Consider the following 12,607-nt stretch of genomic DNA (forward strand, 5'->3'; position numbering starts at 1 on the left):
GGTTAGTCACCCCTCGCCCGTTTACGGGAGAGGGGCCGGGGGAGAGGGGCTTTGTATCAGGCCACCTTAGCCACCACCGCCTCCGGCTGCTGCTTCTGCAGGTGTGCCACCAGGGTGCGCAGCGGCGCCAGCTGGCGGCAGATCAGGCCGAGCTGCACTTGCACCAGGCGGTGGCCTTCGTCGATCTCTTCCGGCAGCTGTTCCAGCTCCTCGGCCAGGGCCTGGTCGGCTTCGCTGTACACCGCTATCGGCTGGTTGTCGCGCAGGCTGCTGGCGATGCTGTCGAGGGTCGCGCTGATATGCGCCACGGCGCGGTCATGTAGGGCGTCGCTGGCATCGTCGGCCAGGCTCTCACGGTGCGCGCCGAGGGCTGACAGGTAGCTGAGCAGGGTGTTCGACAGCACCAGGAAGCGGAAGCCGGTCTCGGCGTCCTTCCTGAAGTGGCCGGGCTCCATGAGCATGTTACTCAGGGTGGTCGACAGCGCCGCATCGGCGTTGTGCGCGTTGCGCCGGGCCAGGCGGTAGCTCAAGTCGTCGCGCTTGCCGGAGCTGTACTGCTGCATGATCTGCAGCAGGTAGCGGCTGTTGCTGCTCAGGGTACTGGCCAGCACCTGGTTGAGCTTGCGCCCCTGCCAGTCGGGCATGATGAAGAACACCGCCAGACCGGCGATCACCGTGCCCAGCACGGTATCCACCAGGCGCGGCCAGATCACCGCATAACCGTCGCTGACCTGGTTGAAGCAGAGCACCACCACCAGGGTCATGGCGCTGGTGGCCAGGGTGTAGCGGTCGACCCGGTTGGTGAAGAAGGCCACCCCGGCGACCACGGCGAACAGCGACTGCAGCAGCGGATCGGGGAACAGGCTGATCAGCGCCCAACCGACCACCAGGCCGAGCAGCGTGCCGCTGACCCGCTGCACCAGGCGCAGGCGGGTCGCACCATAGCTGGGCCGGCAGACGAACAGGGTGGTCAGCAGAATCCAGTAGCCCTGCTGCGGATGAATCCAGTGCAGCAGGCCGTAGCCAGCGAGCAGAGCAAGCGACAGGCGCAAGGCGTGGCGGAACACCAGCGAGGTCGGCGAGACATGCTGGCGCAGGCGCTCGAAAGCGTCCTTGAGGCTTTGCGGCGAGCGGTCGAGCAGCGTGCTGTCCTGCTCGTCGGCCAGGGCGTCGGGGTTGCTGGCGCTGGTCAGCTTGCGTTCCAGGGTTGCCAGGTTGCCGGCCAGGGCGGCCAGTGAGCGCAGCAGGCGGCGCCAGGCCGGGTTGTTCTGCTCGCGCAGATAGGCCATGGAGGCGTTGAGATCGGCCATGGCCTGGCTGTTGTCGTTGTAGTCGAACGGCTGGCGCATGCGGATGGCCGTGCCGAGGGCCTGGCAGGCCTTGCCCTGCTGGCTGAGCAGGCGCCCGCAGCGGAACATCACGTCGCTGTGGAAGAAGGCCTCGGCCAGGGCGTTGTACGGGTGGTGCGAGGAACTGGCGCGCTCGTGGATGTCCTGGGCGATGAAGTACAGCTTGAGGTAGCGGTTGGTCTTCTGCCCGCTGCGCTTGCGGCTCATGCGGTTGAGGATGATGTCCTTGGCCTGGTTCAGGGCCTGCACCACCTGGCCGTTCTGCTTGGCCACGGCCAGGCGCCGGCCCTCCACATCCAGCTGGCGCAGCGGCTCGAACAGCGCGGCTTTCAGGCGCAGGAACGCGCCCAGCTCGATGAACACCCGCGCCAGCGCCTGCTGCACCGGCTGCTGGCTGAACAGCGCGCTCCAGATCACCCCGAGCAGGCCGTACCAGGCGGCCCCGGCGATCAGCAGCAGCGGCTCCTGCCAGAAACTGCCCATGCCGCCGCCGCGGTGTTCCAGGCCGATGGCCGTGTAGATCGCCAGGATCAGGGTGGCCGAGGCCACCGCCGCATAGCGCTCGCCGATGCCACCGAGCAGGGTCATGGCGAAGGCGGCCAGAGCCAGGCCGATGCCGAACAGCCAGGGGTAGGGGAACAGCAGTTGCACCGCGGTGGCGGTGGCGGCGAAACAGGCCAGGGTCACCAGCAGCGCCTGCAGGCGGCCGCGCCAGTGGTCGTCGCTCTCGGCCAGGGCGCTGGCGATGCAGCCGAGGAACAGCGGGATGACCAGGGCGATCTTGTCCAGGTACCAGCACAGCGCCATGGAGCCGGCCAGGGCGATGAACACGCGGATGCCGTAGGTGAATTTTTCGCGGGCCCACAGGCTGCGCAGGGTGAAATCGAGCGATGAAGGCATGGGCGAACGGCTACCCGCCGGGTGATGAAGTAAAAGGATGGATACCGGGGAAAGACGGTTGCACCCGCGCGTGAGGCACGCGGTTGTCGACCGACTGATCAAAAATAGCAGGTCGCGGCTGCGGCTTCTGCAGCTGAATGGGCGAGCCGCGGCGCTGGAAGGAAATTGTCACGTTTTCCGCGTGCCGGTTTGGCGAGAAAACTGCAGTGGCTGACTACGCTTGAATGATTCGCTGCGCCAGAGGCAGGCATGAGCCGAGTTCGTCGTATTGCATTGCTGCTTGTGCTGCTCACAGGGATGCCCGCCAGCGCCGAACACCTGCGCCTGGCCGGTGACGCCTGGCCGCCGTTCACCGATCAGAAACTGGCCGACAACGGCCTGGCGGTGGATCTGGTCAGTACCGCCCTGCGCCGCGCCGGTTACTCCAGCGAGTATGTCGAGGTGCCCTGGGCGCGGGTGTTGCGCGGTCTGGAACAGGGCGACTACGACATCATCGTCGCCGCCTGGTACAGCGCCGATCGTACCCGTTTCGGCCTGTTCTCCGAACCCTACCTGGTCAATCGTATCCGCTTCCTCAAGCGCAAGGGCGCGCCGCCACAGGCCTATACCAGCCTGGCCGAGCTGCGTCCGTACAGTATCGCGGTGGTGCGCGGTTACAGCTATGCGCCGGCGTTCGACCAGGAACCGGGGTTGACCCGGGTGCCGGTGCTGGAGTTCGGCATGGGCGCGCGCATGCTGGCCGCCGGGCGGGTGCAACTGACCCTGGAAGATGAACTGGTGGCGCAGTACCACCTCAATCGCGAACTGACGGAAGTGCACAACGCCCTGGAGTTCCTGCCGGGGGCGCTCAGCGAGAGCCCGCTGCATATCCTGGTGCGGCGCAGCCATCCGCAGCACCAGCAAATCGTCGAGGACTTCAACCGGGCCATCGAACAGATGCGTACGGATGGCACCTACCAGCGCATCTACCAGCGCCACGGCTTGTAGGTCGGGGCGGGCTGAACGGCCGTCTGCTAGAGCGGACGCACGCGCAGCGAACGGCCCTTGATCTTGCCTTCGCTGAGGCGCTTGAGCGCCAGCTTGGCCACGTCGCGCTCGACGGCGACGAAGGCCTGGTAGTCGAACAGGGCGATCTTGCCGATCTTCGCCCCGGGCAGGCCGGCCTCGCCGGTGAGGGCGCCGAGGATGTCGCCGGGGCGCAGCTTCTCCTTGCGTCCGGCACCGATGCACAGGGTGACCATCGGCGGTTGCAGCGGCTCGCCGCTCTGCACCTTGAGGCTGCTTAGCGGGTGCCAGTTCAGCGGGCTCTTCTGCAGGGTTTCGATGGCCTGGGCGCGATGGCCTTCGGCCGGGGCGACCAGGCTCATGGCCATGCCCTTGGCACCGGCGCGGCCGGTACGGCCGACGCGGTGGATGTGGATTTCCGAGTCACGCGCCAGCTCGACGTTGATCACCATGTCCAGGGCGTCGATATCCAGGCCGCGGGCCGCCACGTCGGTGGCCACCAGCACCGACAGGCTGCGGTTGGCGAACATCGCCAGCACCTGGTCACGGTCGCGCTGTTCCAGGTCGCCATTCAGCGCGGCGGCGGAAATGCCGTTGGCCGTCAGGTGATCGACCAGCTCCTGGCACTGCTGCTTGGTGAAGCAGAACGCCACGCAGGACTCCGGGCGATAGCTGTGCAGCAGCTTGAGCACGGCATCCATGCGCTGCTCGGGGGCGATCTCGTAGAAGCGCTGTTCGATCTGCGCATCGTCGTGCAAAGCCTCGACCTTGACCTGCTGCGGGTCGCGCATGAAGGTCGCGCTGAGCTGCTTGATACCGGTCGGGTAGGTGGCGGAGAACAGCAGGGTCTGCCGCTTGGCCGGGGTCTGGTTGATGATCTCGGCGATGCTGTCGTAGAAGCCCATGTCGAGCATGCGGTCGGCTTCGTCGAGCACCAGGCAGTTGAGGCCGTCGAGCTTGAGGGTGCCTTTCTTCAGGTGTTCCTGAATGCGCCCCGGGGTGCCGACGATGACGTGGGCGCCGTGCTCCAGCGAGCCGATCTGCGGGCCGAACGGCACGCCACCGCAGAGGGTGAGGATCTTGATATTGTCGGCGGCGCGGGCCAGGCGGCGCAGTTCCTTGGCCACCTGGTCGGCCAGCTCGCGGGTCGGGCACAGCACCAGCGCCTGGCAGCCGAAGAAGCGCGGGTTGAGCGGGCTGAGCAGGCCGATGCCGAAGGCCGCGGTCTTGCCGCTGCCGGTCTTGGCCTGGGCGATCAGGTCCATGCCCTTGAGAATCACCGGCAGGCTCTGCGCCTGGATCGGCGTCATCTCGGCATAACCGAGGGCGTCGAGGTTGGCCAGCATGGCGGCGGAAAGGGGCAAGGAGGAGAAAGCGCTGTTCACGGGAGAAGCCTGCAAGAAGGAATGAGGCGAAGTGTATCAGGCGCGCTTGCCCTCCCTCGTAGGAATATCCAGCACCAGCGCCTAAGCTGCTGGGAAACCACTCGGCTGTCACCGGCTAAGGCTCGTCTCGATGCGCGCGCTCAAGGGGCTGTTGCTCTGTCTCTGCCTGACCAGTCTGCCGGCTGCGGCCGACTGGTATCCGGTGGCTGTCGAGGCCGACGGTCAGCCCCAGCAGTACCAGCCATTGCCCCGCGCAGCGCGGCCCTGGCGCATCTGTGCGTTGCTGCCGCACGGCAAGGATCGCTACTGGTGGGGCGTGGCCTGGGGCCTGGATGACGAGGCAGCGCGCCAGGGCGTGCGACTGGGCATCTACGAAGCCGGTGGCTACGAGAATCCGCAGACGCAGATTGCGCAGCTGCAGGCGTGCCGCGAGCAGAAGGCCGATGCCTATGTGATCGCTTCGATCAACACCACGGATCTGTGCCCGCAGATCGCCCAACTGCGGAGCGAAGGCAAGCCGGTCATCGACCTGGTCAACCGCCTGGATTGCCCGGACCTCACCGCCCGCTCGCAAATAGACTTCGCCGAGATGATGCGTGCCGTGCTGGCCTATATCGAAGGCAGTCGCGCGCCCGGCCCGTTCAGTATCGGCTGGCTGCCGGGACCACAGGGTGCCGGCTGGGTGGCAGATGGCGAGAACAGCCTGCGCCAGGCTTTGCAGAACCAGCCGGTGACGCTCTATCACGGCGGCTACGGCCCGGTGGATCGCGCCAGCCAGGCGCAATTGGTGCGCCGTTTGCTGAGCGAGCATAGCGAGGTCGACTACCTGCTGGGCAATGCCGAAGCCGCCGGTTTTGCCGCGCAGCTGGTGCAGACCTCCGGCAACCGCTATCGCGCCCAGGTGCTGGCGACCTACACCACCGAGCGCATCATCGAGCAGATCCGCGACGGCTTCATCCTTGCCGCCCCTACCGATTCACCCGTGCTGCAGGCGCGCATTGGCATCGACCTGGCGGTGCGCGCCCTGGAGGGCAAGCCGCATCCCGCGCTGGTCAGGCCGCTGATCGAGATGCTCGACCAGCGCAGCCTGCCGCGCTTCGATATCAGCCGGCTGATGCCGCCGGAAGGGCACTGGATGATCCGCCGCGACCTGCCGCAGTAGCCATTCACTCACAGCTGGCGCTTCAGCTCGACGATCCGCGCATCTTTCTCTGCCCATAGCCCGCTGACCCAGCCCTGCACCAGTTGGCGGAATTCGGCGTCGCTCTCGTAATCGCCGGCCCACAGCTGCGGGTCCAGCTCCAGGGTGCGAATATCGACGATGACCTTCTCCAGTTGACCACTGAGCAGCGCCCAGAAACCCGGTGCGCGGTGGCCGGGATAGACCACCGTGACATCCAGCAAGGCATCCAGTTGCGGGCCGAGTGCGGCCAGAGTGAAGGCCACGCCGCCGGCCTTGGGTTTGAGCAGGTGCTGGTAAGGCGAGCCTTGCTGGGCCTGCTTGGTCGGGGTGCAGCGGGTGCCTTCGAGGTAGTTGACCACGGTCACCGGCAAGTCCTTGAAGCGCTCGCAGGCGGCCTTGGTGATCTCCAGATCCTTGCCTTGCATATGTGGATGCCTGGCCAGGTAGGCCTTGGAATAGCGTTTCATGAAGGGGTAGTCGAGGGCCCAGAAGGCCAGGCCGAGGAACGGCACCCAGATCAGCTCCTGCTTGAGGAAGAACTTGAAGTAGGGCGTCTTGCGGTTGAAGGCCTGGACCAGCGCCGGGATGTCGACCCAGGACTGGTGGTTGCTCACCACCAGGTACGAGCGATCGCTGCGCAGCCCGGCGCCGCCACGGATATCCCAGACGGTGGGGGTGAGCCAGGCGAAGATCAGCTTGTCGATTTCCGCCCAGGTCTCGGCGACCCACATCACCCCGCGCGAGAACAGGGTGCGCAGGCGCCGGTTTGGCGCGGTCAGCTTGAGCAGGGCGATCAGCAGCAGCGGGCCGATCAGGGTCAGGGTATTGAGCAGAAGCAGCAGGATGATGCTGCTGGCGGTCAGCAGTCGACGCATGGCAAGTCCTTGTCGCCCTCGTGGAGGGTGGATGATAACCGCTCGTCTGTTGGCTGCATCCGTCCCGACTAAAGACGTTGCCATTGACTGATGTCAATGTGCCTCTGCGGCGATCTATCGCATATGCTGGGTAGGTCGTTGCATTTCTCCTACCTGCCCTGGTTTCTACCGTGCTGAAGCGCATTGCGGTTTCCGAGCTGTGTCTCGGTATGTATATCCACGAATTCTGCGGCTCATGGATGGACCACCCCTTCTGGAAAGGCCGTTTCCTGCTCGACAGCGAACGTGACCTGCTGCGTATCCATGCCAGCGAAGTCAGCGAGGTGTGGATCGACGTCGGCAAGGGCCTCGACCTGGCGCCTGGCCAGGCCAGCAAGACGGTCGAGGAAGTCGCGGCGGAAACCGAAGCGCGCCTGCTGGCCGCCGAGAGCAAGACGCCGCCGGCGCGGGTCAGCCTGGAACAGGAAGTGACCCAGGCACTCAAGCTCTGTGCGCGTTCCAAGGCGGCCGTGGTCGAGATGTTCAGCGATGTGCGCATGGGCCAGGCGGTCGAGCTGGAACATGTGGCCGAGCTGGTGGAAGAGATTTCCGACTCGGTGCTGCGCCACCCCAATGCGCTGATCAGCCTGGCACGGCTGAAGACCTCCGACGAATACACCTATATGCACTCGGTAGCGGTGTGTGCGCTGATGATCGCCCTGGCCCGCCAGCTCGGCATGGCCGAGGAGCAGGTGCGTGAGGCCGGCATGGCTGGGCTGCTGCACGACATCGGCAAGATGGCGATTCCCGATGCCATCCTCAACAAGCCGGGCAAGCTCACCGACGCCGAGTTCGGCACCATGCGCCGCCATCCGGAGGCAGGCGGCAAGATGCTGCGCGACATCCAGCAGGTCAGCGCGCTGGTGCTGGATGTGTGCCTGCACCACCACGAGAAATTCGATGGCACCGGCTACCCGCATCGCCTGGTTGGTGAGCAGATCAGCCTGTTCGCGCGCATGGGCGCGATCTGCGACGTGTACGACGCGATCACCTCGGACCGCCCCTACAAACAGGGCTGGGACGCCGCCGAGTCGATCCGCAAGATGGCCGAATGGAAAGGCCATTTCGACGAGAAGGTGTTCCAGGCCTTCGTCAAATCGGTCGGCATCTACCCGGTCGGCGCCCTGGTACGCCTGGAGAGCGGTCGACTCGGCGTGGTCATGGAGCAGCACGAGAAATCGCTGCTGACGCCACGGGTCAAGGTGTTCTTCTCCGCCCGCTCGAAAGTACCGATCGCCCAGGAAATCGTCGATCTGGCCAAGCTGGTCGGCCGCGACAAGATCGTCGGCCGCGAATCGGCCGAGGACTGGGGCTTCAAGAACATCGAGGAACTCTGGTCGGGCATCCCGGCGCGCAGGGGCTCGTACTTCGACTGAGAAGCGGATTGACGCAGCGCCCGTTGCTGCGGCACCGTGCCGGCATCAGCCCCTGCCCGCACGGACGCCATGCCGCACATCCTGATTGTCGAAGACGAAGCTGCCATCGCCGATACCCTGGTCTACGCCTTGCAGGCCGAGGGTTTCACCACCACCTGGCTGCAACTGGCCGAACCCGCCCTGGCCCTGCAGGAACGCAGCCCGGCCGATCTGCTGATCCTCGATGTCGGCCTGCCGGATATCAGTGGCTTCGAGGCCTGCAAACGGTTGCGGCGCTTTTCCGAGGTGCCGGTGATCTTTCTTACCGCACGTGACGCCGAGATCGATCGGGTGGTCGGCCTGGAAATCGGTGCCGACGACTATGTGATCAAGCCCTTTAGTCCGCGCGAAGTGGCGGCGCGGGTCAAGGCCATCCTCAAGCGCATGGCGCCGCGTGTGAGCGCTCCGGTCGAGGCGGCGAGCGGCCCGTTCCAGCTGGATGCCGAACGGGTACAGATCCATTACCACGGCCAGTTGCTGGCCCTGACCCGTCACGAATTCCGCCTGCTGCAGACCCTGCTCGGCCAGCCGCAACGGGTGTTCTCCCGCGAGCAGTTGCTCGATGGTGTTGGCGTGGCGGCGGATGCCGGCTACGAGCGCAATATCGACAGCCACATCAAGAGCCTGCGCGCCAAGCTGCGCCAGGTGGCCGCCGATGTCGAGCCGATCCAGACCCATCGGGGGTTGGGCTATAGCCTTAAGCTGGTTTAACAAGCTGTTGCGTATCTTTTTGCAGCGCCATAACGGCGTGTAGAGCGGGTAAGGAGCGCTTCTGCCCCCTCTCCCGTTTACGGGAGAGGGTTGGGGAGAGGGGAGTTGCCGAGGCCCGCGACAGACTCTGGCTATGGCGTCACAACAGTTTCCAAGGTGCTCAGCAATGCCTCTAGGCGTACGGATTTTCCTGGTCTACTTCCTCTTCGTCGGCCTGGCCGGCTGGTTCGTGCTGAGCACGGTGATGGACGAGATCCGCCCTGGCGTGCGCCAGAGCACCGAGGAAACCCTGGTCGACACCGCCAACCTGCTGGCGGAAATCCTGCGTGACGAGGTCAAGGCTGGCAGCCTGGCGCAGGGTCGCCTGCCCGAGCTGCTCAAGGCCTACGGCCAGCGCCAGCCGCAGGCGCAGATCTGGGGCGTGGAGAAGAGCGCGGTCAATCACCGCATCTACGTCACCGATGCCCGCGGCATCGTCCTGCTCGACTCCAGCGGCGCGGCCCTGGGCCAGGACTACTCGCGCTGGAACGATGTCTACCTGACCCTGCAGGGCCAGTATGGCGCCCGCTCGACCCGCGAAGACCCGGCCGACGAGGACAGCTCGGTGATGTACGTGGCGGCGCCGATCAAGGATGGCGAGCAGATTATCGGCGTGGTCTCGGTGGCCAAGCCGAACAAGTCGCTGCAACCCTATATCGAGCGCTCGCAGCGTCGCTTGGGTTGGCTCGGCGCCGGGCTGATCGTGCTCGGCCTGCTGATCGGCGGGGTGCTGTCCTGGTGGCTCAGCGGCTCGCTGCGCAAGCTGACCCGCTACGCCCAGGCGGTCAGCCAGGGCCAGCGCGCCGAGCTGCCGGCCCTGCGCGGTGGCGAGCTGACCCAGCTGGCGACGGCGGTGCAGAAGATGCGCACCGAGCTGGAGGGCAAGGATTATGTCGAGCGCTACGTGCACACCCTCACTCATGAACTGAAGAGCCCGCTGGCGGCCATCCGTGGCGCCGCCGAACTGCTCGAAGGCGAGATGCCGGCCGAGCAGCGCCAGCGTTTCGTGGCCAATATCGCCAGCGAAGGCGCGCGCCTGCAGCAGCTGATCGAGCGCCTGCTCAACCTGGCCCTGGTCGAGCAGCGCCAGGGTCTGGAAGAACGGGTGCCGGTGCTGCTGCACGAGCTGGTCGAGGAGCTGCTGCAAAGCCAGGCGGCGCGTATCGAGGCGGCCGGGTTGCAGGTGGAAAACCGTATCGACGCCGGGTTGAGTGTCAGCGGCGAGCGTTTCCTGTTGCGCCAGGCCCTCGCCAACCTGCTGGACAACGCCCTCGACTTCACCCCGCCCGGCGGCCTGCTGCGCTTCTCTGCCGAGGTGCAGGGCGCGGTCGTACAGCTCAGCCTGTTCAACCAGGGCGAGGCCATTCCCGACTACGCCCTGCCACGCCTGAGTGAGCGTTTCTACTCGTTGCCGCGCCCCAGCAATGGGCGCAAGAGCACAGGTCTGGGGCTCAATTTCGTGCAGGAAGTGGCCGGCCTGCATGGCGGCTCGTTGCAGGTGGGCAATGTGCCCGGCGGTGTAGAGGCGCTGCTGCGGCTGGCATTGAGTTAGCGGTGCCGGCGCGCGCGCGGGCCCGCTTGTTGCATTTGCCCAGGTGTCGTGGCGAGGCAGACGGGCTTCGCTTTCGCCGTGCCCCGGTACTCGTTAAACCCACCGGGCTCTGCTAAAACATTGGGTAACTGCCAGGGAGTAGAACTCGAGTGAGATCAGTCGCGGAAATTCTCAGAACCAAAGCCAATGCCCATATCTACAGCGTCGGCCCTGATGACACGGTGCTCGCGGCCGTGCAGCTGATGGCGGAAAAAGGTGTCGGTGCGCTGGTGGTGATGGCCGGCGGACGTCTGGTCGGTATCGTCAGTGAGCGTGACTATGCGCGCAAGGTGGCCCTGCTGGAACGTTCCGCGTTTGGCGCCAAGGTCAGTGAAATCATGACCGCCGAGGTGCTCACCGTCGGTCCGCGCAATACCACCCAGGAGTGCATGCAGCTGATGACCGATCGCCACCTGCGCCACCTGCCGGTGGTGGCCGAAGGCGAGCTGATCGGCCTGCTGTCGATCGGTGACTTGGTCAAGCAGACCATCGCCGACCAGGCCAGCCTGATCCAGCAGCTGGAAGGGTACATCCGCGGCGAATAAGCCGGACCTGCTACCGGCTAGGCAAACGCCGAACCCGCTCGTGTGGGAGCGGATTTATCCGCGATGTGCTCTAGCCATCGCGGCTGAAGCCGCTCCCGCAGAGTCCCTCGCACCACACAAACTCCACGCGCTCTCCATACTCCGCGCATTCGCCGCCCACTGACGCGCCGCAGACTCTCCCCCATATTCACCACCCGGAGAGTCTCACCATGAATCGAAGCCTTGCCATCAAGCTGGGGTTGATCGCCCTGCTGATCTTCCTGCTGATGATCCCGATCATCATGATCGACGGCATGATCGAGGAGCGTCAGGGCCTGCGCGACGAGGTGCTGCAGGACATCGCCCGCAGCTCCAGCTACAGCCAGCAAATCACCGGCCCGCTGCTGGTGCTGCCGTACCGCAAGACTCTGCGCGAGTGGAAGACCCACGCCAAGACCGGCCAGCGCTACCTCGAGGAAAGCGAGGAACGCGGGCGCCTGTACTTCCTGCCCGAGCGTTTCGTCATGGGCGGCGACGTGACCACCGAGCTGCGTGCCCGCGGCATCTATGAGGCGCGCCTGTACCACAGCAACAACCGCATCAGCGGCCACTTCGAGCTGCCGGCGCAGTTCGGCATCAGCGAGGATTTCGCCGACTACCGCTTCGACGCCCCGTTCCTCTCGGTCGGCATCAGCGATATCCGCGGCATCAAGAACGACCTCAAGCTCAAGCTCAATGAGCAGACCCTCGGCTTCCAGCCGGGCAGCGCCGACAGCCTGCTCGGGGCCGGCGTGCATGCGCCGTTGCCGGCACTCGATCCGTCCGCGGCGCAGCGCCTGGAGTACGCGTTCGATCTGCAGCTGCAGGGTACCGGCCAGCTCGACGTGACTCCGGTCGGTCGCGAAAGCCAGGTCGAACTCAAGGCCGACTGGCCGCACCCGAGCTTCGTCGGCGAGTACCTGCCGAGCGAGCGCGAGATCCGCCAGGATGGCTTCAGCGCGCGTTGGCAGACCAGCTTCTTCGCCACCAACCTGGAAGAAGCGCTCAGCGACTGCGCCGGCCAGGGCTCGTGCGAGGCGTTCAATGCCCGTCACTTTGGCGTCAGCTTCGTCGACCCGGTGGACCAGTACCTGAAGAGCGACCGGGCGATCAAATATGCCCTGCTGTTCATCGCCCTGACCTTCGCCGGCTTCTTCCTCTTCGAAGTGCTCAAGCGCCTGGCCGTGCACCCGGTGCAGTACGGCCTGGTCGGCCTGTCGCTGGCGTTTTTCTACCTGTTGCTGCTGTCGCTGGCCGAACACATGGACTTCGCCCGTGCCTACGCCCTGGCTGCCTCGGCCTGCGTGCTGCTGATCGGCTTCTACGTCAGCCACGTGCTGCACAGCTGGCTGCGCGGCGCCGCGTTCACCGCCGGTTTGGCCGGGCTCTACGCGATGCTCTATGCCCTGCTCAACGCCGAGGATTACGCCCTGCTGATGGGCTCGCTGCTGGTCTTCGCTCTGCTGGCTGCCGTGATGGTGCTGACCCGCAAGCTGGACTGGTACGGCATCGGTAAAACCCCTTCCGTGACGCCAGCCTGATCACTGCGGGC

Annotated in this window: 10 protein-coding genes; 7 read left to right on the plus strand and 3 right to left on the minus strand. The window is 65.6% G+C overall.

The features are described from left to right. Positions 1-56: 56 nt before the first annotated feature. On the minus strand, positions 57-2,249 hold the full coding sequence (gene yccS / locus LRS11_RS06965; protein WP_260496137.1) for a YccS family putative transporter: 2,193 nt from the start codon (positions 2,247-2,249) through the stop codon (positions 57-59). A gap of 249 nt (positions 2,250-2,498) precedes the next feature. On the opposite strand from yccS, the gene LRS11_RS06970 reads away from it, so the two are divergent. After that, positions 2,499-3,236, plus strand: a complete 738-nt coding sequence (locus LRS11_RS06970; protein WP_260496138.1) for an ABC transporter substrate-binding protein — start codon at positions 2,499-2,501, stop codon at positions 3,234-3,236. Between the two features lie 26 nt (positions 3,237-3,262). Here LRS11_RS06970 and dbpA read toward each other — a convergent pair whose 3' ends face one another. Beyond that, the gene (gene dbpA / locus LRS11_RS06975) at positions 3,263-4,639 is read right to left on the minus strand and encodes an ATP-dependent RNA helicase DbpA (RefSeq protein WP_260496139.1); all 1,377 of its coding nucleotides are present in this window, start codon (positions 4,637-4,639) and stop codon (positions 3,263-3,265) included. A 130-nt stretch (positions 4,640-4,769) separates the two neighbouring features. Here dbpA and torT point away from each other — a divergent pair, with 130 nt between their 5' ends. Continuing rightward, a complete protein-coding gene (torT, locus tag LRS11_RS06980) occupies positions 4,770-5,801 on the plus strand; it encodes a TMAO reductase system periplasmic protein TorT (protein WP_260496140.1) in 1,032 nt (343 codons plus the stop codon). An 8-nt stretch (positions 5,802-5,809) separates the two neighbouring features. Here the strand turns inward: torT and LRS11_RS06985 are convergent, their stop codons facing one another. After that, positions 5,810-6,697 (minus strand): acyltransferase, encoded by an 888-nt coding sequence (locus LRS11_RS06985; protein ID WP_260496141.1) that lies wholly within the window; start codon positions 6,695-6,697, stop codon positions 5,810-5,812. 170 nt (positions 6,698-6,867) lie between these two features. Between LRS11_RS06985 and LRS11_RS06990 the strand changes: the two genes are divergently transcribed. The 5 genes from LRS11_RS06990 (at position 6,868) to creD (ending at position 12,596) form a co-directional block, all read left to right on the plus strand. Then, complete coding sequence (locus tag LRS11_RS06990) at positions 6,868-8,112, plus strand: HD-GYP domain-containing protein (protein WP_260496142.1); 1,245 nt, start codon at positions 6,868-6,870, stop codon at positions 8,110-8,112. A 69-nt stretch (positions 8,113-8,181) separates the two neighbouring features. Next, entirely contained in the window at positions 8,182-8,862 is a 681-nt protein-coding gene (gene creB, locus LRS11_RS06995; protein ID WP_260496143.1) for a two-component system response regulator CreB, read from the plus strand. A 166-nt stretch (positions 8,863-9,028) separates the two neighbouring features. Continuing rightward, positions 9,029-10,453: a two-component system sensor histidine kinase CreC gene (gene creC, locus LRS11_RS07000; RefSeq protein ID WP_260496144.1), complete on the plus strand. Its 1,425-nt coding sequence runs from the start codon at positions 9,029-9,031 to the stop codon at positions 10,451-10,453. 149 nt (positions 10,454-10,602) lie between these two features. Then, the gene (locus tag LRS11_RS07005) at positions 10,603-11,037 is read left to right on the plus strand and encodes a CBS domain-containing protein (RefSeq protein ID WP_260496145.1); all 435 of its coding nucleotides are present in this window, start codon (positions 10,603-10,605) and stop codon (positions 11,035-11,037) included. Between the two features lie 209 nt (positions 11,038-11,246). Next, positions 11,247-12,596 (plus strand): cell envelope integrity protein CreD, encoded by a 1,350-nt coding sequence (gene creD / locus LRS11_RS07010; protein WP_260496146.1) that lies wholly within the window; start codon positions 11,247-11,249, stop codon positions 12,594-12,596. Positions 12,597-12,607: the final 11 nt, after the last annotated feature.

This window comes from Pseudomonas sp. J452 (assembly GCF_024666525.1).
GTDB lineage: Bacteria > Pseudomonadota > Gammaproteobacteria > Pseudomonadales > Pseudomonadaceae > Aquipseudomonas.